The sequence below is a fragment of the Chryseobacterium taichungense genome, from assembly GCF_900109935.1.
Taxonomy (GTDB): domain Bacteria; phylum Bacteroidota; class Bacteroidia; order Flavobacteriales; family Weeksellaceae; genus Chryseobacterium; species Chryseobacterium taichungense.
This window is the reverse complement of the sequence record NZ_FOBV01000001.1, coordinates 70133-92209: the sequence shown is the minus strand read 5'-3', so window position 1 is coordinate 92209 and position 22077 is coordinate 70133. Positions and strand designations below refer to the sequence as shown.

The window sequence follows — 22077 nt, the reverse complement described above, 5'->3', positions numbered from 1 at the left end:
TATCTTCAGACCGGTAACAGACTGGTCTGAACCTATGATCAAATGATCCGGAGCGGTTCATTATATATCCAGTGGGGTGATTGACCTGTCGCGACAGGTTGTTGAACGTCTATTTTGAGGTTCATGATATCACGCTTTCCATTGGGAACACCATTGATGAGGCTTTTCACATCTTCAGACCGGTAACAAAATGGTCTGAACCTTTGATCAAATGATCCGGAGCGGTTCATTATTTATCCCGTCGGCTGATTGGCCTGTCGCGACAGGTTGTTGAACGTCTATTTTGAGGTTCATGATATCACGCTTTCCATTGGAAACACCATTGATGAGATCTTTCATGTCGTCGGACCGATACATTACTGATCCAAACACTTGAAACAATAGTCCAGCGAGGTTTATGATCTTTCTGGTGGGGTTGAGCCACCTATCACAACCGATTATTGTACCCAGATGTTCACTTTCTGAACGCAGCCGTTGGAATTCTTTATCGGGACGAATAGATACTCAACTGGTCCGGACAGGTTTATTTAAAATATTTGATCATATAGAATAAAAAAGCACCGGAAAATCCGGTGCTGCTGTATATTTTTTTAATGTTCTTACTGTAAAGATGACCATCCGATTGCCCATGCAGGACTTGCCAGCTGGTTTCCGGCGCCGGTAGCATCTGCTTTTTCATTATAGGTGGAAGACTGTATAGCTACATTCGAACCATCGGTTGCCTTGGCTGTTATTTTATTCGTGACATTGGTGTCGAAAAAGACATCTTTGATTTTACTTTCCCCGTTAAAATGGGTCACTGTAGAATCGCTTTCAAGACTGAAACCGTCTGTCCAGTCAGAGAGAACGACATTTTCAAAACTGGCATACGTTCCTGAATATAATCTGATCGCCTGGGATTCTCCGGTAGTGCCACCGATAAGTGTTACGTTTTTAATGACAGGGTTTGATCTTGGGGACGCGTCTGTATTGGCGGCATTGCTTAGTCCTTTGATTCCTGTATTTCCGGTGCCGCTGGTTCTTCTTTTGGTGTAGATGTTGGAAGCGGTCCCAACCCATCCGTCGGTCCAGACCAATGCATCATCTGCATTACCGATAGAAACTATATTTGTAAGATTTACCGTTCCTCCATAAATCTGAATGCCATCTTCGGCTCCGCTTACCACGGCAATATTCTCTACTTTGGTGTCGCTTCCGATGCCATAGAGGGAAAGACCGTTGAAGTTTTTACCGGTTGCATAGCTGATGCCTGCATTTTCAATCCTTACATACGTTAATGATCCTGAATTATCTGTAGCGGCTGTTCCCCCGTAAGATGCACTTCCGACTTCCGTAGTGCCAGTTGTTCCGGTGTTGATTGGTGCTCTTCCACAGATTATAATTCCTCCCCAGCTTCCTGCTGTGGCAGCGGATGAGTTAAATGTTACCGGTGAGGCTGATGTTCCGTTGGCATAAATCTGCCCGCCTTGTTCTACTAGGATATATGAGTCTGCTGCTGCCGTAGCCACGATTCTTGTCCCTGCAGGGATCACGAGCTTTCCTCCGCTTTTTACCCGTACAGCGCCATTGAGTACATATACCTTTGTTGCATCAAGCGTAACAACCTGACCGTTGGCAACCTCTCCTTTGAAATTGGCAGGGTCTTGGGCTATTCCTACCACTGCTATCGTAGCAACGTCTTCGTCTTCCGTACATGCCTGGAAAATAAACGGTGAACTTATAATGACTGCCGCAGCGAAGAGCTTCAGATAATTTTTTTTCATAAGATATCAGATTTATGATGCTTACTAGCTATTTTTAAATGCTTTTCTTTTTCAGAAGACCAAATTACCATTTTTCTCTGTATTTTTCACAATATGGATGTATAGTATTAAACCTTATTTTTCTTTAAACTTGAACCATTGAGATTAATTTAAGAAGTTAAGGGAAGTTAAGTAATCTGTAAATGGATTGAAGATCGTTGCTTATAAAATATTTAGTTATGGTCTTAATTAAACTTAAGTCCTTTATTAGTCTTAATTGTTTAAAAATAATCCCTCATAAATTGAACTCCTACGGAGTTCCGGTAACATCATTGACGTTATCACTACACAGATATTGCTCCAAAGGAGCAAACTATAATTTCTATTTCTATCATGATTAGTTAGTTTCAATAGCTAAAGATAAAGTTAGTTTGAGTTCTATTTTTAAAACGACAAAACAGCATCGGAAATATTTCCGATGCTGTTTTTTAATTTGATATGAAGAAACTAATTACTGATTATAAATTGTAGTTTGTCCAACCAGCGTACCATGTATCAGTGGCATCTTTTACAGCGCCTCTGTACGTTACCGGTGTAAACCAGCTTGTTAATTTAGCATGAGTAAATACTCCTCCTGTTAATAGCGGAGAACCTGAAGCAGGAGAGAAGTTTGGCGTTGTTCCTGCAGGAGCCCAAGCATTTGTAAACTTCGCGTCAGCAGTATACGTTAATGTTGAATTTCCGTGGGTGGTAAACCAGCTCGTAAGATCTGCCAATGTGAAAGGAGTAGGAGATGTCGTTGAAGGTCCGAATTTCAACGGAGTTATATTACCGGCAAGGATGTTATTCTCGAATACCAAGCTTGAATTTCCGATGTTGTTATCTGTAGGAGTACCTTTTGTAGCATCAATAAATAATCCTACCGGGTAACCTGTAAATACTGAGTTGAATACAGAGATTGAAGAGTTTCTTCTGATCTGTAAAGCATTTTGGAATAATGAGTTGATCGTACCTACGTTTGTAGATGAACTTGTAGAGTTTACAGGTCCGATGATCGTCATATTCGAGAATGTTGCAGAAGTCTGTGGAGTTAATGAAGAACCGTTGGCATCATTATCAGATTCAAAAGCGTTTGATCCTGAAACGTCAGCAATCTGAGAATCTCTTACAGCGATACCAAACTGAACTTTTCCTGCAAAGCCGTTGTCTGTATCAAAATCATCATCAAGACCTTTATAAGCGATAAGGTGAGAACAGTTTACAGTACCTCCGAACCATTCGAAGCTGTCATCGTTTGCATAAGAAACCTGTACATAATCTACAGTTGTTCCGTTACCTACACCTCCGAAAGTAATTCCGTTGATTTCTTTATCTGGTAAGAATGCATATCCTGCATATTCTACTCTTACATATTTTAATACACCACTGTTGTCAGCAGCATTTGTTCCGCCATAAAGACCTAAACCTTCAGAGTTGTTGATTCCTCCTTCGATTTCACCTACACCAGCCTGTCCGTTGAAAGAAGCATTGGTAGGAGCAGCTCCAAGGATTACTAAACCTGCCCAGTCCCCTCTTTTCGGACTTGGTTTTTCAGAAGTAAAGATGATAGGGTTGGAAGCAGTACCTTCTGCCATGATTTTACTTCCTCTTGTGATGATCAAAGCACCGTTCTTATCGGCTTCCCCAACAATCTTGGTTCCCGGCTCAATCGTTAAGGTAGCACCGTTTGTTACGTATACCAATCCTCTTAATTTGTAAATATTATTAGCTTTAAGAGTAAGATTTGAAGTGATTTTTCCTGAAAGGATAAGGTTTTCAGTGGTTCCGCCACCTGTGTTACCATTCTGAACTATAGTTTGTCCATCTTCTTCTATGTTTCTACATGCTGTAACAGTAGTTGCAAGAGTACCAAGCATTAAAGAGTATAAAACAAATTTTTTCATGATATAAAGAATTATTTTTTATTAGATATTGATTAAATTAATTAAAAGCTGTATCCGAGAGTTAAACTGATATTGGTACCTGTTACTCTGTCGATAGCAAGTGCATCTGCACTGTCGTATTTTTTGTTGTTGTTTAGATCGTGGTAGAATTTTGCGTGACGGTTCAGGATATCTGAAATGTTAAGCTTAATTTCTCCTTTATTCTGCCAAAGTTTCTTAGCTACCTGGAAGTCAAGAAGTGGTCTTGGATTTTCCCAGATTGGCGGAATTTGGTCGTTTCCTACATACAGGATTCTTCTTCCGATCATATTGAAAAGAACCGTAGAAGACCATCCTGATTTTTCAGTATCATACTGAAGGCTTACGTTTACCGTATACGGAGATTGTCCCTGCATAGGTCTGTCAACATTTGTGGCCTCGTCAGTTACTCTGTTTTTGATTAAAGCGAAGTTACCTCCCAAAGTAAAGTTTTTAAGAGCGCTCATGAAATCCAGTTTTTTTCTGAATTCTAATTCTGCTCCGTAAGCATCGGCTTTATCAACATTCAAGTAGTTGAATGTATTACTGGTTCCTACCCCGGATTGGTTAAAGTATAATTCGATAGGATTTTTAAAATTTTTGTAGAAACCTGCCACGGAAAGGATTTCTCCATTTCTAGGATACCACTCCCAACGTACGTCGGCACTGGTGATTTTTGTTCTCTGAATAAATTTGTTACCGATTACAGTAGCCCCTAAATCAAAGTCATAATATGCCAAAGGAGAAACTTCCCTGAATTCCGGTCTTACAACGGTCTGCGAACCAGCCACACGAAGATTCATGTTGTTGGTCAGCTTGAAAGTCATGTTTAATGCCGGTAAAAAGTCAGTAACACGAGTGTTTACAAAACGGTCGTCGCTCTTTTTGGTACTTCCTACCAACTGGTCGAAGTTTTCAATTCTAAGTCCCCAAACGGCTCTGAACCAAGGTGTAAAATTATTGTCAAATTGTAAATATCCTGCATTAAGAATTGTGTTTGCAATATATCTGTATTGATTTCCACCAATCTCATCAAAGGTAAATTTGTTACCATCCGTTCCGAAATTTTCCGGATTAAAAATGGTCTCAAATGGTTGAGAAAGCAATGACTGATTGTATCCTGCAAGTCTCACAGAGAAAGGTCTTGAGTTATAAATCCTGTCTTTTACCTGGAATAAATATCCTCCTTTGATCGTTTGTTTTTGTCCGAACATCTCAAAAGTTTTAGATACATCTCCACCTGCATTATATAGATAGTCACTTAGTGTAGAGTAGAATACACTTCCTGATTTTTGAGAAAGACCGTTTGAAATCAAAGCTAAATAAGGACTTCCGTTGATGTCAGGATATTGGTTGTACTGTAAACGCTGCAATAACGGAATGTACTGATCAAGAATACCGAAACTCCCGTACCAGTTGACCGTAAGGCCGCCTAAAGCATCAATTTTATGCGTTCCGTTAAGGGTTGAATTGTAGAAAGTCGTTTCTTTAAATCCGATTTCCCTCGCGATAATGTTGGTTCCGTTGATCGGATCAAATTCAAAATCCTTACCTGTTCTGAAAGACATATGGTTCACCGTGTTGTTGGTGATGATGTTTTTCAGGGAAATTTTATTGTTGTTGTTAAGTTTTAACGTTAAGTTTAATAAACCGCCTAAAATAACATCGTTCTGATATTTTTCAGTATAGTAATCAAAATTCGTATCTGCTAAAAGTCCGTTGATCGTAAAGAATCTGTTGTTGGTTTCGATTTTTCTTTTGTTGTTGCTGTAATTTAACACGGCAATAACTCCTAAATCTTTTCCGAAAAGTTTTGTATTGAAACCTCCATCTAACTGTAAGCTTACATTTTCAGGAAAGCCATTTGAATTATATCCAAGGTTTTTAGTATACTGTCTTCCGTATTCAGTTTTCTCCGCATCACTCAAAATACTGAAAGCATTCTTTGCAGGCATTCCGTTTGGAAGTTTTCTTGTCCCGTCATCAATTCCCAGGAAATCCCAGTTTCCACCTTTCTGCATTTTAAATTCATGGCCGATAGTGATAGAGTTTCCTCCTACACCCACCTGTGCATTAAAAAAGTTTTTGTTGGGAATATCTTTAGTATTTACCTGGATCAACCCTCCAGCCCATTCTCCACTATATTCAGGGATAAATGTTTTATTGATGACAAGCGTTTCGATCACGTTCGCCGGGAAAAGGTCGAAAGAGAAAGTTTTTCTGTCCGGTTCCGTACTTGATAGCTGGATCCCGTTCAGCATGGCTTGGTTGTATCGGTCTGATAAACCTCTTACCACGATATATTTTCCGTCAAATAAACTTACACCGGAAACTCTTTTCAGAACTTCTCCTGTATTTCTGTCCGGGCTTCTTTTAATGGCTTCAACACCGATAACCTGTGAAACGACACCGGCATTTCTCTGTAAACCAATCGTGGAAGCAATCGTTTCTTTTCTCGCGTTGGATTTTATAACCACCCCTTCAATCTGCTTTTCTTTGGTAGAAGACTGTTTGTCAAGAACAATGTCAAGATGGGTATTTGCATCACTTTTTACAACAACTTCGCTGATCTCTTTTCTGTTGTATCCGTTGGAAGTTACTGTGATGATGTAATTGGTTCCTGGGGGAAGGCTTAAAGAATAGTTTCCGGTAATATCAGTCGTCACCTCCTGATCATTTACCTTCACTTTTACACCTTCAATAGGAGTATTGTCTTTTTCGTCCAATACCCTACCTTCCAGAACCTGGCTTTGTGCAAATGCATAGCCGGCGGAGAACAAGGCAAGTAGCATAATGCTCTTGTGAATTTGTTTCTTCATTTTACTTTATCTTTCATTTCGCTGCAAAGGAAGAAAGAATCTGTCGTGTAAATGGTTTAGGGAAATTTAATTTTTTCTTAACTAAACATTAAGAAAAAGAGATTATTGTTAACTTTATGTGAACGATGTTCCTTTTATTAAACTGTGATTAAAATATTATTAACTTTGACTCGTAAAAATTAGAAATGAACCAAAAGAAAATCCTCTTAATAGACGATGAACTGGATATTTTAGAGATTCTGTCTTACAATTTAGAAAAGGAAGGTTACGATATCTTTACAGCCACCAACGGTAATGAAGGTATTGAAAAGGCCAAAGAAATTGTTCCCGATCTTATCTTACTAGATGTCATGATGCCTGAAAAAGACGGTATCGAAACATGTCAGGAACTTCGAAAGATTAAGGAACTTCAGAAAACACTTATTGTTTTTCTTTCTGCAAGAAGCGAAGAATTTTCACAGCTGGCAGGTTTCCAGGCGGGCGCTAACGATTATATCGTTAAACTTATCAAACCGAAAATCCTTATTTCAAAAGTGAATGCTTTATTGCAGCTTACTTCCCAGGTTTCCGATAACTCTAAACTTATTGAGATTGGTGATCTTGTGATTGATAAAGACAATTTCAGGGTTTCAAAAAGCGGCCAGCAGTTTCTGCTTCCAAAAAAGGAATTCGATCTTCTTTATTTATTAGCTTCAAATACGGAAAAAGTATTCAAAAGAGAAGAAATTTTAGAAAAAGTATGGGGAAATGACGTGATTGTGGGAGAAAGAACCATCGACGTGCATATCCGTAGATTAAGAGAAAAGCTGGGCATCAATACGATTCAGACATTGAAAGGAATTGGATATAAACTTATTGTTTAATACTCATTTTCAAAAGCTTATCTTTACATAAACCAATAAAAATTGTAAAATTGAAATTTTACAGACTTACCCTCGTCGCCTCTTGTCTTCTGACATTGGTGATGTTTCTTTTAGTAATCACTTTCGATTCGCTAAAAGATCTCTATTACGATACTCCTTTCTTTAATATAGGGCTTTTTATCTGCCTTATTGTTATTTTTATCATTAATTATATCGTGCTCGAACTTCTTTTCAATTATTACGGAAAGAAGCAGGTGCGTGGCTTATCACAGCTTTTGCCTCAGGAAATTGTGAGTAATGACCATGAAAATATTACCATTAAAGAATTAGGAGAACGATTTTCAGACCTCAATCAGCAGAAAGTCACAGAGCTTGATATGATGAAAGAAATGGAAAGCTACCGGAAAGAATATATCGGAAATGTTTCTCATGAACTTAAAACGCCGCTGTTTTCTATCCAGGGATATGTGGAAACATTACGTGACGGAGGAGTCGATAATCTTACCATCCGCGACAAATACCTGGAAAGGATCGACAAATCGGTAGAAAGGCTTATTGCGATCGTTACCGATCTTGATATGATCAACAGGCTGGAAGCCGGCGAAATAAACCTTACCGTGTCAAAATTTGATGTCAATTTACTAATCCGGGAAATTTTTGACCTTCTAGACCTAGAAGCTGAAAAACATAATGCAACGCTTCAGATTCAGACATTACATCCGCAGATTTTTGTAGAGGCAGATAAGCAGAAGATTTCACAGGTTTTCATCAACCTTATTTCCAATGCCATTCATTATGCCAACAGACAGGAAGCCCGGGTAGTGGTGAAAACAAGCATCCTTAAAAATAAGGTTCTCATCGAAGTTATAGATAACGGAATGGGAATAAAAGCAGAAAGTCTTCCCCGAATTTTCGAAAGATTTTACCGTGTGGAAACCAGCCGCAGCAGGAGAGAAGGAGGTTCCGGATTGGGTCTCGCCATTGTGAAGCATATTCTTGAAGCACACAATGAAAATATTACCGTCGAAAGCGTGTATCTTGAAGGTACAAAATTCAGTTTTATGCTTGAAAAAAGTAAATAATTTCTGCAAAATGTAAGAAAAAAAAATATTTTAAAAAATTCAGAAATATTTTTTTGTCACATCTCATTTATTTTATATTTGCAACAGAGATTTATCATAATAACAAAGGCAAAAAGTAATTTTAAAACTGATGGTTTACAAAATCCGCGTAATATTAGATGCGAAAGAAGATATTTTCCGGGATATCGAAGTTAAAGGAAAACAGACGCTATGGAACTTACACTTAGGAATTAAAAGCGCGTTCAGCTTGCAGGGAGATGAGCTTTCTGCTTTTAATTTGCTGGAAGAAGACGGAACGATCGTGAAAAGTGTTCCGTTGGAAGACATGAGTGACGATGGCGATGGAGAGATTATGTCGGATGTATACATCGATGAAGCTTTCGAAAATACAGGTGATAAAGCTCAGTTCCAGTACGGACTTCTTGATCTTTGGGAATTTTTCTGCGAATTGGTTGAGATCATTGATGAAACAAAAGGCGTAAATTATCCGATTACCGTATACAGATTCGGAAACGTTCCATTAAAAGCACCAAGCAAGAGCGGAACCGGAGGATCTAAAAAGAAATCTGCAATGCCTCTGATGGATGATGATTTCAGCTTTGAGGATGATTTTGGATCAAGCGGCAATTTTGCAGATGAAGATGATGATAACTTCGATGATGAGGAAGAAGAAGACTACAACGATGATGTTTTCGATGATGAGGATGATAATGATGATGAAAGATAATCTAAGCATTTGAAAATATACGGCCCTGAATTTATTCGGGGTTTTTTTAGTGCAATTTTTCTCAGTTAGATAGCACAAATTTCACAGATGAGGTGGAATATGTAAAGCTTTGATTTTACAGAATGACAATTAGATAGTATAAAAAAGTTCAATGAAAATCTTCGATTTTCAATCTTATATGTTCTTTCTATTTTCAACGTTTTGGTTAAAACTTTTGTGACAAATGTATTTAAAAAGATTTATGCCTTTTCATTTAAAGATTTCTCTATAAAATAAATCCCTTATTTCTTAAATTCATTGGCTTTGCCTTCCTTATTTCCGATCACAATTGCTATTTTTGTTAAAAGAGAATTAATGAAAAAATTAATTTTAATAGCGATCATCGGTCTTGGAATTATTTCCTGCGCCACTCAAAATACAACAAAAATGACGGATCTACCTAAGGACTGGAAACATACAACAAATATTTACGAAGTCAATGTAAGACAATATACAAAAGAAGGAACCTTTAAAGCATTTGAAAAAGAAATGCCGAGGCTGAAGGCCATGGGCGTGAAAACATTGTGGTTCATGCCGGTTACGCCTATTGCGCAGCTGAATAAAAAAGGAAGTCTAGGAAGTCAGTATGCAGCAGCCGACTACACGTCAATCAATCCGGAATTCGGAACAATGAACGACTTTAAGCATATGGTCAATGAAGCCCATCGGCTTGGCTTTAAGGTAATCATCGATTGGGTGGCAAATCATACCGGCTGGGATCATGTTTGGACAAAAACGCATCCTGAATTTTATTTAAAAGATCCTGACGGAAGTTTTCACCGAGCCTCCGGAATGGATGATATCATAGAACTGGATTACAAAAACCAGGAAATGCGCCAGGCGATGATCGATGCTATGAAATTCTGGATCAGAGAAACGGGAATAGACGGTTTCCGATGTGATCTTGCTTCTTGGGTTGAAGTAGATTTTTGGGAACAGGCCCGCCCTGAGGTAGAAAAAATAAAACCCCTTTTCTGGATTGGAGAATACGATGAGCTTGAAAACCCGGAATACGGAAAAGTTTTCGATGCCAGCTATTCCTGGAAATGGATGCACAAATCTGAAGATTATTACAAGAAAAATCTTCCGATACAGGAGCTGAAAGATCTTTTGATACAATATTCCAATATTGGTGATGGCTCAATGAGAGCATGGTTTACAACAAACCATGACGAAAATTCATGGAACGGAACCGAATACGAAAAATATGGAGTGATTACCAAACCAATGGCTGTCTTTTCAGCGACCTGGAATGGGATCCCGTTATTGTATTCCGGACAGGAACTTCCCAATATGAAAAGGCTGGAATTCTTTGAAAAAGATCCTATTCAATGGACAAATGATTATCAGATGGCAGATTTTTATAAAGTGTTGTTAAATCTGAAATCTTCAAATCCTGCTTTAAGAGGTGGAGATCCCAAGGTAGGAACTTATATTCTTAATACGACGGCTAATGATAAAATTTTCGCATACCTCCGTAGAAATGGAAACGATGAAGTTTTGGTCGTGTTAAATATGTCGAAAGACGCTGTAGATTTCAATATCGAAGATGAACATGTATCAGGTATTTTCAAAAATGTATTTACCAGAATGAATAAAAATTTTGAAGAAGGAAAAAGCTTCAATTTCAAACCTGGTGATTACGCTGTTTTTGAAAAATAAATAATCCGCGAATTATTCGAAAATTAGAATTAAAAAGAGGCTGTCCAATCTTTTCGGACAGCCTCTTTATGAAATATTGCATCACACGACTAATTTTACATAATGATTATTAAAATTAGAATTTTTAAATCTGAGATTAGTAGTTTTCTTTCATAGTATATTTTATTAAATTATATCCTTTTGTTTTGATAAATTTAAGCAATTTTCAAGTAGTAGTGATAAAAATTTTATTATGTTAATTAATTATAGATAATTCAAAAACAGAATATTATAGTTGTTTTGTGAGATGTTTCTTTACCACGTTTTCTTACAATGTTACTGGATAAAAAAATATTTTAAATATATTTTCGAGGATTAATATTATGTTATATTAAAAAGCCGGATTATTGATAAGATTTATTCAATAAATTTGGATTTATATCTAAAAATAAAAAGCTCGATTATGGATAAATCAAAGATATTGGAGGCAGTGAAAACAAGAATTATTGAGAAAATTGAAAAGTTTGAAAATTTAATTGAAAGTACACGCGCTTCAAATAACGATACCAAAAGTTCAATGGGAGACAAGTATGAAACCGGCAGGGAAATGCTGCAGCAGGAGATTAATAATTTACAGAGACAACTGAATGAAACATTGGGTCAGCAAACAGTCCTTCAGAAAATTAATGCGGAACCATGCACAAAAGTGCAAAACGGAGCCTTGGTACAAACCGATAAAGGACTTTTCTATATTGCTGTTGCTGCTGGAGAGCTCATTTTAGACAATCAAAAAGTTATAACCATTTCGCCGGAATCTCCGCTAGCCAAATCGATGACAGCGTTATCAAAAGGACAAAGTTTTAGTCTCAATAATGTCCCACAGATAATCAAAGAAATTTGGTAAAAATTTAAAATAATTGTAGGATAGATTTCTTTATGTAAATTATGAAATAATTAATATTCAGTGTTAAATTTTAAGAAAAATTTATTGCTTACTTTTGAAGCATTTTCCTGATTTTGTCGTAAATTGTGGTATCAAATTATTACAAATAAAATTATCAATATGGGAATTTTAGCCAACAAAGTAGCTCTTGTCACAGGAGCCGGATCAGGAATCGGATTGGCCGTTGCACATTCTTATGCAAAAGAAGGAGCCAAAGTAATTGTTTCAGACATTAATGAAGAACATGGCAAGCAGGCAGTAGAAGATATCAAAGCGGCAGGAGGTGAAGCGTCATTTGTAAAAGCTGATACGTCAAAAGCCGAAGAAGTAGAAGCACTGGTAAAAAAAACAGTAGAAATTTACGGACGTCTGGATATTGCCTGTAACAATGCCGGAATAGGAGGAGAGCAGGCGCTGACGGGAGATTACGGTTTGGATAGCTGGAGAAAAGTATTAAGCGTTAATCTTGATGGTGTTTTTTATGGCTGCAAATACCAGCTGCAACAGATGGAGAAAAACGGCGGCGGAGTTATCGTCAATATGGCATCGATTCACGGAACGGTGGCAGCACCTCTTTCATCGGCTTACACGACTGCCAAACATGCTGTTGTAGGTCTTACTAAAAATATAGGCGCTGAATACGGCCAGAAAAATATCCGTTGTAATGCAGTAGGTCCTGCTTATATTGAAACTCCATTATTGGAAAACATGAATGGCGATATGAAAAACGCCCTTGTTGCAAAACATCCGATGGGCAGATTGGGAAAACCGGAAGAGGTGGCAGAATTGGTGCTGTTCCTGAGTTCAGAAAAATCATCATTTATGACAGGTGCGTATTATCTTGTTGATGGTGGCTACACCGCAGTATAATAGAAATTAAGCTTCTCAGCGATACAGAGCGTCCATGAAAATGGATGCTTTTTTTATTCTGTTTTCAAAATTCTTTCTTTAAATTTGAGCCATAAAATCTTTTTCAATGCAGAATTACCTGGACCTTTTACAACATATTTTAGATAACGGAACCGATAAAACCGACAGAACCGGCACGGGCACAAGAAGTGTTTTCGGATATCAGCTAAGATATGATCTTTCAAAAGGTTTTCCACTGGTGACGACGAAAAAGGTTCATATGAAATCGATCATTTATGAGTTGTTATGGTTTTTAAAAGGAGATACGAATATTAAATATCTTAAGGATAACGGTGTTTCGATCTGGGACGAATGGGCAGATGAAAACGGTGATCTCGGACCGGTTTACGGCGCGCAGTGGAGAAGCTGGAACGGAGCAGACGGAAATGTAGTCGACCAGATTACGGAAGTGATTGATCAGATCAAAAAAAATCCGGATTCCAGAAGACTGATCGTTTCTGCATGGAATGTTGCCGAAATCCCGAATATGGCGCTGGCTCCCTGTCATGCCCTATTTCAGTTTTATGTAGCCGACGGAAAGTTGTCACTACAGCTTTACCAGCGAAGTGCTGACGTTTTTCTGGGGGTTCCGTTTAATATTGCCAGCTATGCCTTACTTTTGATGATGGTTGCTCAGGTCTGTGAGCTTGAGGTAGGTGATTATGTGCACAGTTTTGGTGATGTTCACATCTACAACAATCATTTCGAGCAGGTTAAAAAACAGCTTTCGAGAGATCCAAGACCACTTCCTACGATGAAGCTTAATCCTGAAATTAAAGATATTTTTAATTTCGATTTTGAAGATTTTACATTAGAAAATTACGATCCGCATCCTGGTATTAAAGCTCCTGTCGCGGTATGATAGAGCTGATGCTTCAGAAAAATCTTTTTTTATTGCTGTAAATCTGTTATTTTTGATCTAAAGTTTCTGACACAAATTTTGGAAAAAAATAACATGAAAAAAAGCATTAACTATTATTCCGTATTACTGAATATTTCTATCATTCTTTTTACGCTCTATATAAGCTTTTCAGTTTTTAAGGAGAAAGTTATGATAGCAGATGATCTGAGCAAGGTGTACGAGGCCGGATCTATTTCACAACCTTATTTCAGTTTTATTTATTCCTTTCTGGACTCCTCGACAATGGCGGCAAGGCCTGTATCGGGATTTGTAACGGGAACCCTGATTTTTCTCTCCGGATATAACGAATCTGTTTACTGGCTGGGATTATTTTTCTTTCCACTTTCGTTATTGGTGATTTATACAGTGGCGCAGAAAATATGGTCTGCACAATTGGCAAGTCTGGTTACTTTACTGTATGCGTGTTCAATGATCGGTACCAGCATTCAGTTTTCCACAATCATGCTCAACTCGAATCTGGCAACTATATTCTTCTGTTTGAGTATTTATTTTGTATATGTACGTAAAAATATATTCATCAGTTCATTACTTTTCATCGCTTCCGTATTAAGTTATGAGATCTTTTTGCCTCTTGTGTTTCTTCATTTGTTTTTGATTAAAGAGCACAAAAAAAGAGTTGCATTTATTTTTTTAACGCTGGCAACCATTATCATTTTCAGGAAAATACTTCAGCCTGCCTTATTTGTGCAATCTTATCAACGGGATGAAATAAGCAAAATTTTCGATATTAAAAGAGTTGCTCAGATTTCTCTTTATTTCGTAAAATTATTTTGTAAAGATATTTTCACAGGGATGTATAAAAGTATTCTGAATTACAGAAAATTAAATTTTCTCGAATGGATTTCGCTCTTGATCATTCCATCGCTTGTATATAAAGTCTTTTCTGATTATGATTTTAAACAACAATCGCAGCGTTTTAAAAATATAGGAATTATTTCTTTAATCGCTATTTTTTGCGGAATGAGCATTTTTCTTTTTTCATCCTATACGCCAACTGTTTTTGGGTTTGACAATCGAAACTTGGGAGCAGTAAGACTTTTATATACCTTATTTATAATTTCAGCGGTTATTTTCTTCGGAAATAAACTAAATGTTGGAAATAAAACTGTTGCTGCATTTTTTGCTGGTACCGCCTTTTTGTTTTTGATAACCAATATCAGTGTCAAGAATTCCTGGATATATGCTAATGAATTTAACAATAAATTATTTACTAAGCTGAAAACAGCTCTGAAAGAGAATAACATCACGAGTGGTGAGATTGCGGTGGATTATGATATGTTTAACGAGCTTAAAACCAATCCTAATTTTACCTTCCGGGAACCGGTTTTCTATAATAACTGGGAGGCACCTATGCTTTGTAAGATGAACGGTATTGATCCCGGAAAAATCCGTGTGTATAATTTTGAAAGAAAGAAGGACTGCAAAATAGTATTTCGCTATAAAAAAGGACAATTCATGAGAAATTATTATATAAAGTAAAGCTTGAAACTGTACTTTTTGTGTAACATCTCCTGAAATTTTTCAACTTATCCGTTAAATCTCAGAATATGTTTAAAAAGTTACTTTTTCTTTCAGCAATCAGTTTTTCAAATATTGCATTTTCTCAACAAAGTGTAAAAGAAAAATTAGGAAATTACTTTGATTCCCTGTTTGTACACCATAAGGTAATGGGAAGTTTTGCTATCGCAGAAGATAATCATCCAACTTTTATTAAAGTGGTTGGATTTTCCGATGTTGAAAAAAAGCAAAAGGCAAATGTGGAAACTCAATACCGAATTGGCTCGATCAGCAAGATGTTTACAGCTGTTTTGATCATGAAAGCTGTTGAAGAGAAAAAGGTTTCTTTAGACAAAAAATTATCAGACTTTTATTCTGAAATTCCAAATGCTGATAAGATCACGATCGAAAATTTATTACAGCATAGAACCGGAATTCACAATTTAACAAACGAAGCAGAATATTGGCAATACAATACAAAGTCTCAGACAGAAAGTAGTTTAGTCAATATCATTAAAAAATATAAGAGTGATTTTGAACCTGGTTCGAAGCATGAATACAGCAATTCAAACTACATTTTATTAGGTTTTATTCTTGAAAAAATATATAAAAAAACGTATGCTGATTTAATTAAATCTAAAATCACAAAGCCTTTAAAGTTAACTTTAACAGAAGTTGGAGAAAAAATCGACACCTCAAAAAATCAGGCAAAATCTTACGAATTTACCAACGGAAAATATGAACTTTCATCCGAAACGGATATGACAATTCCGATCGGTGCGGGAAATATCATCTCGACTCCAAGAGATCTTTTAAACTTTATTCTTGGTTTGGAACAAGGGAAATTAGTAAAAAAAGAAAGTCTGCAAAAGATGAAACATTTTGTAGACGGTTATGGTTACGGTTTGTTGCAAGTCCCTTTTGATAAGTATTGGGGATTCGGTCACACAGGCGGAATTGATAAATTCAGTTCGGCTTTGTTTTATTTTCCTGATTTGAAGGTTGCGATAGCTTTTAATACCAATCAGTCGGATATGGATACAAATGAAATTTCAATTAAAATGATTGAAACCGCAACCGGAAAAGATTTTGAGATCCCAAATTTTGAGACGATAAACATTCCGGAAGCTGATCTTCAGAAATTTGTTGGCAATTATGCAAGTCCAGGTGTTCCTTTAAAAATTAATATCTTTATCAAGGATAAAAAACTGATGGCACAAGCAACAGGACAAGGCGCATTTCCTTTAGACGCGACTTCTGCAATGAATTTTAAATTTGATATGGCAGGAATCGTCATCAATTTTCATCCTGAGAAAAACCAGTTCGATATCATCCAAAGCGGAATGAAAACAACTTTCACAAAAGAATAATACAATGAAGTATTTAAAAATAAATATCGAAGAAAATGCAGATGCTGAAATATTAAAAAATGCAATTCTTCAGTTGAAGGGTGTTGCATCGGCAGAAATTATTGACGACGAAAATCCCGAAAGTGAGCTTAAAAAAGCGTTTGCCAAAACCAAAGAACAGTTTAAAAAAGGTGATTACGAGACCCTTGTCAATGATATCTTTGATATTTTAACAAAAAAATAATTTTTAATCATAATGAAAAAAGCCATTTTATCGATCGCTCTTTTAGGAATCTTCTTTTCCACAAATGTAGCGGCGCAAACGGATTCTTCCGGAAGAGAAAAGGTCTACAGAGCCACTCATACGAAAGTAACAGAACTCAAACATACCAAACTTAAAGTCAATTTCGATTATCAAAAAGAACAGATGAACGGTGAAGAATGGCTCACCGCGTCTCCGTTTTTTTATCCCTCCAACGAACTTACACTGGATGCGAAAGGAATGCTGATTCATGAAGTGGCACTGGATATGAACGGTAAAAAAACTCCTTTAAAATACGACTATAAAGATGATGTTTTAAAGATCAATCTAGATAAAACGTATGCGAAAAATCAGGATTATACGGTCTACATTAAATATACTGCCCGTCCGAATGAAGTAAAGCAGGAAGGAAGTGCGGCCATTAATGATGCAAAGGGTCTGTATTTTATTAATGCGCAAGGAAAAGATCCTGATATGCCTACACAGATCTGGACACAAGGTGAAACGGAATCTTCTTCCGCCTGGTTTCCTACCATCGATAAGCCCAATCAGAAGACAACGCAGGAAATCTACATGACGGTTCCTGATAAATATGTTACCCTCTCAAACGGAATCATGAAAGATTCTCAGAAAGAAACGAATGGTATGAGAACCGATCACTGGGTGATGGATAAAAGACATTCTACTTACTTGTTTTTCATGGGAGTAGGAGAATATGCCATCGTAAAAGATAGATGGAGAAATATCCCGGTAGACTATTACATCGAGAAAGAATATGAGCCTTACGCAAAGCAGATCTACGGAAATACTCCAGAAATGATTGAGTTTTTCTCTAAAAAACTAGGCTATGATTATCCATGGGCAAAATATGCACAGATTTCTGGTAGAGATTACGTAAGCGGAGCAATGGAAAATACAACAGCAACACTTCACGGAAGTGATATCCTCCAAAAACCTGGACAGCTGATCGATGAAAATACATGGGAAGATACCATTGCGCACGAACTTTTTCATCATTGGTTTGGTGATCTCGTAACGGCAGAAAGCTGGAGCAATCTTACGGTAAACGAATCTTTTGCCAATTATTCCGAGTATTTGTGGAACGAATTTAAATACGGAAAAGATCAGGCAGACTACCATCTGATGAAAGACGTGAATATGTACGTATCAACACCGGGTAACTTTGACAAAGATCTGGTTAGATTTAATTATGATTCACGGGAAGATGTTTTCGACTTGGTAACATATCAAAAGGGTGGCGGAATTCTTCACATGCTCAGAAATTATCTGGGTGATGATGCTTTCTTCGCCGGAATGCAGGACTACCTAAAAACCAATGAATATCAGAATGCAGAAGCCCATCAGTTGAGGCTTTCATTTGAAAAAGTATCCGGAAAGGATCTGAACTGGTTCTTTAATCAGTGGTATTTCGGAAGCGGAAATCCGAAGATCAATTACTCTTATACTTTTGAGCCGGTGAAAAAGCAGGTTGCGTTAACGATCGAGCAGACTCAGGAGCAGCCATTTCAGTTTCCTTTGGCCATCGATGTTTACGAAAACGGAAAACCGAAAAGATACAATGTATGGGTAAATGCAGAAGCAAAGAATACATTTAATTTTGATGTTTCTAAAAATGCAGATCTGGTAAATATTAATGCAAACGGTGTTTTACTGGCAGACATTAAAGACACAAAAACTCCGGAGCAATATCTGATGCAGTTTACTGGGTCTAAAGAATTTAAAAGCAGATATAATGCGCTAAACGGAATTAAAGACCAGGTCGGTAAAAATCCTGCAGCAACCAAGTTATTATCTGCAGCTTTAAAAGATCCTTATTTCAGAACAAGAATAAAAGCTTTGCAGTTAATGGATCTTTCCAATGCAGACCAGTTGAAAGCTTTAGGTGCCGATGTTGAAAAACTAGCAACCAATGATCCTAAAACACTCGTTCAGGCGGCGGCAATCTCAACGTTGGCAAAAACAAAAGATAAAAAATACATGCCGATTTTTGAAAAAGGAGTTAATGCTGTTTCCAATGCTGTAAAAGGTAGTTCCGTTGGAGCTATCGTTGCGGTTGATCCTTCAAAAGCGGCCAGTTATGCTGATAAAATTGATCTGGATGGTGCCTCTGAAACTCTTGCAGCGCAGATGCTTCCAATTATAGTAAAGAATAAAGTGACTTCTCAGATGGCCAATATTGCACAGTTTGCAGCATTTTATCCGTTTATTAAATTCCAAAATCCGGAATTAGGAAAATCCGCGGAGGAAGGATACAACTGGATTATGAGCTCAGACAACTTAAAAGCTACAGAAAGCGTAACAAAAATGCTGGGTCACGCAAAGTCAGAAATTGGAAATAATCCTCAGGCAAAAATGATGATATCCCAAATGCTGAAAGACGGTCTCAACAAAAAGATGGAACTTCTTAAACAGAATCCACAAAACGCTGCAAGCATCAACAAGCAGATTGATGCTATTAATAAAACAATAGAAGATTTTAAGTAAATTACAATTTAATTGTTAAAATAATGAGGCTGTCCAAACTTTTAGGATAGCCTCTTTTTATATATATAGAATAAAATTGATTAAATTTTCACCGGAATCATTACTGATTAAACGTTTACATTTTTTAAATTCGTATAAAATTTAACAATATGACTTTTGGAATTGAGGCAGCAAGTTACTATGTGCCCTCTTTATATTTGGAAATTAAAGAATTAGCTGAAAACAGAGGTATTGAACCAGCCAAACTAGAAAAAGGACTTGGCTTGCATAAAATGGGATTTCCCGATGTGCATGAAGATGCGGCGACTTTTGCGGCGGAAGCTCTTTTAAAATTAATAGAAGACTATCAGCTCAATCCAAAAGAAATAGCAAGAATTTATCTGGGAACTGAAAGTGCTCTTGATGCAGCAAAACCAACGGCTTCTTACGCCATGCAGATGGTAGAAGAAGTTCTCGAATCGGAATTTGGCAGCAGATGCTTCAGAAACTGTGACGTTGTAGATATGACTTTCGCCTGTATCGGAGCGGTAGATGCGCTTCATAATTCACTGGATTTTGTACGGGCAAATCCTGATAAAAAAGCGGTGGTTATTGCCAGTGATTATGCAAAATATGAACTGGCTTCTTCTGGTGAATATACCCAGGGCGGAGGCGCAGTAGCTGTTTTAATATCGTCAAAACCAGATCTTATTGAAATTGAAAATACCTGGGGAATAGCCACAGAGAGTGTCTTCGACTTCTTTAAGCCAAGACGCCATTTTAAAAAAGAAGAATTAGTAAATGCTCCCGAAAGCTACCCTGAAAAAATAGAAGTTTTTACCGATGAACCCGTATTTGACGGACAGTATTCTAATCAGTGTTATCAGGACAGGATCAGGGAAGCGTATGAACATTATAAGGAACTGACAGGTAAAGACAAACCTTACGAAAACTGGAAATACTTGATATTTCACCTTCCGTATGCTTTCCATGGCAAAAGGGTTTTCACAGAAATTTACAGTTTAGAAAACGGATTGTCCTATGCTACTCCTGAAGAACAGAAAGCAGTCGCTAAATCTGAAGAGTACATCAGCTTTATTAATGAGAAAATCGAAAAGTCACAAAGGGCGTCCTCAGAAATAGGAAATATGTATACAGCATCCATTTTTATGGCAATGCTTTCAGCGCTGCAGACTTCTTTTAACGAGAATGAAGAACTGAAAGGACAGGAAATCGGATTTTTAGGATACGGAAGCGGCTCGAAATCAAAAGTTTTTACAGGCAAAGTTTCTGAAAACTGGAAAAATGTTGTGGCAAAATGGAACCTCTTTGATGAATTGAAAAACAGAAGGTCAATCAATTTTGAAGCCTATGAAAAGCTTCACAGAAAGCAGCTTAAGGAATCAGTAAATGAAAATTTTAAAGGTTTCGGATTAAAATATGTAGAACTTGAAAATCCGGTCTTAAAAGGAGCAAGATATTATCATTATCAGAAATAAACTTATTAAAACTCTATCTTTAGAGTTTTTTTTGTTAATGTATGAAAATAGTAAGAGTTATAGAAGAATTTAGAAAAGAAGACGATTATCTTGTTAAAGAATATATTTTAAATATTGATCCTGAAAAAATTTTAGCAACTTTGGATGATCTGATTTTATCAGATGACGACTATCCGGATGAAATATATGATAGTTATTTCCTTAGCAAAAGTCAATTGAAAAAGTTAGTACCTTTTATGACAGAAGGAATTAATCCAAATATGGATAAGTTTATTTATCAACTGTCATGTTATGAAGATAATGGATAATGCTAATGAATTAGTTTATATACCTCTATCCTGATAACTCTTCGGCGTAACGCCAACGAACTGTTTAAAAACTCTTGTGAAATAATTGGTGTCCGAAAAACCGGTCTGATAGGCGGTTTCTTTTATGCTATTCTGGCTTTTCAGTAATTCTTTCGCCCTGCTGATTCTTTCCTGAAGGATAAATTCATTGGGTGAAGTTCCCAGTTCATCTTTAAACATTCTGAAGAAATTCGATTTACTTACATACGCAAGCTTTGCAATGCTTTCAATAGAAAGTTTCTGATGAAGATTCTTTTTGATGTAATCTACTGCAAAACCAATTCTTGACTTGTTCCTGACAACAGTTTTCTCAACCATGCTTCTGGCTTGGGTCTGCATGAGACGTATCAATAGCTCTTTCAGGGCAAAATCTGCCATGATGTCTTTTTGTGAATTATCATCCATGGCAATCCGCATGATATTGTTCGTTGCAGAAGCTAATGATTGATTGTTAAAAAGAAAATATTCATCCAGTTCAATATTCCATTGTGAAGTCTCATCTGCTTTTGGGAAATGATAATTCAGATGATTGAGAGAATTTTCAATAAACTCAGGATTCAGGCTCAAAGAAATGCACTGTGAAGGGACTTCATCCGCTTCGGGAAAATCAATGACCATTGTTTCTCCGGGCGATACCAGAACACTTTCTCCGGGATAATAATCAAAATAACCGGTCTTATTATCGAGTTTCATGTGTTTTTTTCCACGAAGCATAGCGGTAAAAGCAATCGTATCAAAATGCAGTTTTACGTCAAAAGCCGCTTTATGCGTCTCATAAATGCTGAATTCACAATTATTCAAATTGAATTTCGTCTGATTTTCAACCATGCTTAAAAGCTGGTTTTCCTTCTTTAATTCAGGAGTTTTGAGTAAAAATTTATGATCATTCATTTCAGAACATTTTACGTTTCCGCTTATCTCAAATATAAGAAAATATGGTATGCAATGAATGTTAATGAATTATAAAATTACCCTTCTGCACGATTTTGAA

At 36.8% G+C, this 22077-nt stretch carries 17 protein-coding genes; 13 read left to right on the top strand and 4 right to left on the bottom strand.

Annotated elements, in window-relative coordinates:
* Nucleotides 1–599: 599 nt before the first annotated feature.
* The 3 genes from BMW64_RS00440 to BMW64_RS00430 all read right to left on the bottom strand — a co-directional run bounded on the left by BMW64_RS00440 (nucleotide 600) and on the right by BMW64_RS00430 (nucleotide 6522).
* On the bottom strand, nucleotides 600–1763 hold the full coding sequence (locus tag BMW64_RS00440) for a hypothetical protein (protein ID WP_089997894.1): 1164 nt from the start codon (nucleotides 1761–1763) through the stop codon (nucleotides 600–602).
* Nucleotides 1764–2260: 497 nt separating this feature from the next.
* Nucleotides 2261–3685: a hypothetical protein gene (locus tag BMW64_RS00435; RefSeq protein ID WP_089997893.1), complete on the bottom strand. Its 1425-nt coding sequence runs from the start codon at nucleotides 3683–3685 to the stop codon at nucleotides 2261–2263.
* Nucleotides 3686–3726: 41 nt separating this feature from the next.
* The gene (locus tag BMW64_RS00430) at nucleotides 3727–6522 is read right to left on the bottom strand and encodes a TonB-dependent receptor (RefSeq protein WP_089997892.1); all 2796 of its coding nucleotides are present in this window, start codon (nucleotides 6520–6522) and stop codon (nucleotides 3727–3729) included.
* Nucleotides 6523–6707: 185 nt separating this feature from the next.
* Here BMW64_RS00430 and BMW64_RS00425 point away from each other — a divergent pair, with 185 nt between their 5' ends.
* From BMW64_RS00425 to BMW64_RS00365, 13 genes are all read left to right on the top strand, one after another.
* Nucleotides 6708–7385 carry a response regulator transcription factor gene (locus BMW64_RS00425; protein ID WP_089997891.1) on the top strand — a complete coding sequence of 226 codons (678 nt, stop codon included), beginning with the start codon at nucleotides 6708–6710 and terminating at the stop codon, nucleotides 7383–7385.
* A gap of 50 nt (nucleotides 7386–7435) precedes the next feature.
* Nucleotides 7436–8467: a sensor histidine kinase gene (locus tag BMW64_RS00420; protein ID WP_089997890.1), complete on the top strand. Its 1032-nt coding sequence runs from the start codon at nucleotides 7436–7438 to the stop codon at nucleotides 8465–8467.
* Between the two features lie 130 nt (nucleotides 8468–8597).
* Complete coding sequence (locus BMW64_RS00415; RefSeq protein ID WP_089997889.1) at nucleotides 8598–9194, top strand: IS1096 element passenger TnpR family protein; 597 nt, start codon at nucleotides 8598–8600, stop codon at nucleotides 9192–9194.
* 354 nt (nucleotides 9195–9548) lie between these two features.
* On the top strand, nucleotides 9549–10895 hold the full coding sequence (locus tag BMW64_RS00410) for an alpha-amylase family glycosyl hydrolase (protein WP_089997888.1): 1347 nt from the start codon (nucleotides 9549–9551) through the stop codon (nucleotides 10893–10895).
* Nucleotides 10896–11337: 442 nt separating this feature from the next.
* A complete protein-coding gene (locus BMW64_RS00405; RefSeq protein ID WP_089997887.1) occupies nucleotides 11338–11778 on the top strand; it encodes a hypothetical protein in 441 nt (146 codons plus the stop codon).
* 159 nt (nucleotides 11779–11937) lie between these two features.
* Nucleotides 11938–12687 (top strand): SDR family NAD(P)-dependent oxidoreductase, encoded by a 750-nt coding sequence (locus BMW64_RS00400; protein WP_089998481.1) that lies wholly within the window; start codon nucleotides 11938–11940, stop codon nucleotides 12685–12687.
* Between the two features lie 106 nt (nucleotides 12688–12793).
* Nucleotides 12794–13588, top strand: a complete 795-nt coding sequence (locus BMW64_RS00395; RefSeq protein ID WP_089997886.1) for a thymidylate synthase — start codon at nucleotides 12794–12796, stop codon at nucleotides 13586–13588.
* A 93-nt stretch (nucleotides 13589–13681) separates the two neighbouring features.
* Nucleotides 13682–15127, top strand: a complete 1446-nt coding sequence (locus tag BMW64_RS00390; protein WP_143052615.1) for a hypothetical protein — start codon at nucleotides 13682–13684, stop codon at nucleotides 15125–15127.
* A 68-nt stretch (nucleotides 15128–15195) separates the two neighbouring features.
* Entirely contained in the window at nucleotides 15196–16515 is a 1320-nt protein-coding gene (locus BMW64_RS00385; protein ID WP_089997884.1) for a serine hydrolase domain-containing protein, read from the top strand.
* 4 nt (nucleotides 16516–16519) lie between these two features.
* Nucleotides 16520–16738 (top strand): hypothetical protein, encoded by a 219-nt coding sequence (locus tag BMW64_RS00380; RefSeq protein WP_089997883.1) that lies wholly within the window; start codon nucleotides 16520–16522, stop codon nucleotides 16736–16738.
* Nucleotides 16739–16750: 12 nt separating this feature from the next.
* Nucleotides 16751–19261: a M1 family metallopeptidase gene (locus BMW64_RS00375; RefSeq protein ID WP_089997882.1), complete on the top strand. Its 2511-nt coding sequence runs from the start codon at nucleotides 16751–16753 to the stop codon at nucleotides 19259–19261.
* Between the two features lie 149 nt (nucleotides 19262–19410).
* Nucleotides 19411–20739: a hydroxymethylglutaryl-CoA synthase family protein gene (locus BMW64_RS00370; protein ID WP_089997881.1), complete on the top strand. Its 1329-nt coding sequence runs from the start codon at nucleotides 19411–19413 to the stop codon at nucleotides 20737–20739.
* Between the two features lie 41 nt (nucleotides 20740–20780).
* Nucleotides 20781–21047 carry a DUF7683 domain-containing protein gene (locus tag BMW64_RS00365; RefSeq protein WP_089997880.1) on the top strand — a complete coding sequence of 89 codons (267 nt, stop codon included), beginning with the start codon at nucleotides 20781–20783 and terminating at the stop codon, nucleotides 21045–21047.
* Between the two features lie 15 nt (nucleotides 21048–21062).
* Here the strand turns inward: BMW64_RS00365 and BMW64_RS00360 are convergent, their stop codons facing one another.
* Nucleotides 21063–21977 (bottom strand): AraC family transcriptional regulator, encoded by a 915-nt coding sequence (locus BMW64_RS00360; RefSeq protein ID WP_089997879.1) that lies wholly within the window; start codon nucleotides 21975–21977, stop codon nucleotides 21063–21065.
* Nucleotides 21978–22077: the final 100 nt, after the last annotated feature.

Bases quoted from the DNA above. Each gene is read 5' to 3' on its own strand.
- BMW64_RS00375 (WP_089997882.1), top strand. From the start codon at position 16,751: ATGAAAAAAGCCATTTTATCGATCGCTCTTTTAGGAATCTTCTTTTCC.
- BMW64_RS00425 (WP_089997891.1), top strand. From the start codon at position 6,708: ATGAACCAAAAGAAAATCCTCTTAATAGACGATGAACTGGATATTTTA.
- BMW64_RS00400 (WP_089998481.1), top strand. From the start codon at position 11,938: ATGGGAATTTTAGCCAACAAAGTAGCTCTTGTCACAGGAGCCGGATCA.
- BMW64_RS00440 (WP_089997894.1), bottom strand. From the start codon at position 1,763: ATGAAAAAAAATTATCTGAAGCTCTTCGCTGCGGCAGTCATTATAAGT.
- BMW64_RS00390 (WP_143052615.1), top strand. From the start codon at position 13,682: ATGAAAAAAAGCATTAACTATTATTCCGTATTACTGAATATTTCTATC.
- BMW64_RS00405 (WP_089997887.1), top strand. From the start codon at position 11,338: ATGGATAAATCAAAGATATTGGAGGCAGTGAAAACAAGAATTATTGAG.
- BMW64_RS00395 (WP_089997886.1), top strand. From the start codon at position 12,794: ATGCAGAATTACCTGGACCTTTTACAACATATTTTAGATAACGGAACC.
- BMW64_RS00415 (WP_089997889.1), top strand. From the start codon at position 8,598: ATGGTTTACAAAATCCGCGTAATATTAGATGCGAAAGAAGATATTTTC.
- BMW64_RS00380 (WP_089997883.1), top strand. From the start codon at position 16,520: ATGAAGTATTTAAAAATAAATATCGAAGAAAATGCAGATGCTGAAATA.
- BMW64_RS00370 (WP_089997881.1), top strand. From the start codon at position 19,411: ATGACTTTTGGAATTGAGGCAGCAAGTTACTATGTGCCCTCTTTATAT.
- BMW64_RS00430 (WP_089997892.1), bottom strand. From the start codon at position 6,522: ATGAAGAAACAAATTCACAAGAGCATTATGCTACTTGCCTTGTTCTCC.
- BMW64_RS00435 (WP_089997893.1), bottom strand. From the start codon at position 3,685: ATGAAAAAATTTGTTTTATACTCTTTAATGCTTGGTACTCTTGCAACT.
- BMW64_RS00365 (WP_089997880.1), top strand. From the start codon at position 20,781: ATGAAAATAGTAAGAGTTATAGAAGAATTTAGAAAAGAAGACGATTAT.
- BMW64_RS00410 (WP_089997888.1), top strand. From the start codon at position 9,549: ATGAAAAAATTAATTTTAATAGCGATCATCGGTCTTGGAATTATTTCC.
- BMW64_RS00360 (WP_089997879.1), bottom strand. From the start codon at position 21,977: ATGAATGATCATAAATTTTTACTCAAAACTCCTGAATTAAAGAAGGAA.
- BMW64_RS00385 (WP_089997884.1), top strand. From the start codon at position 15,196: ATGTTTAAAAAGTTACTTTTTCTTTCAGCAATCAGTTTTTCAAATATT.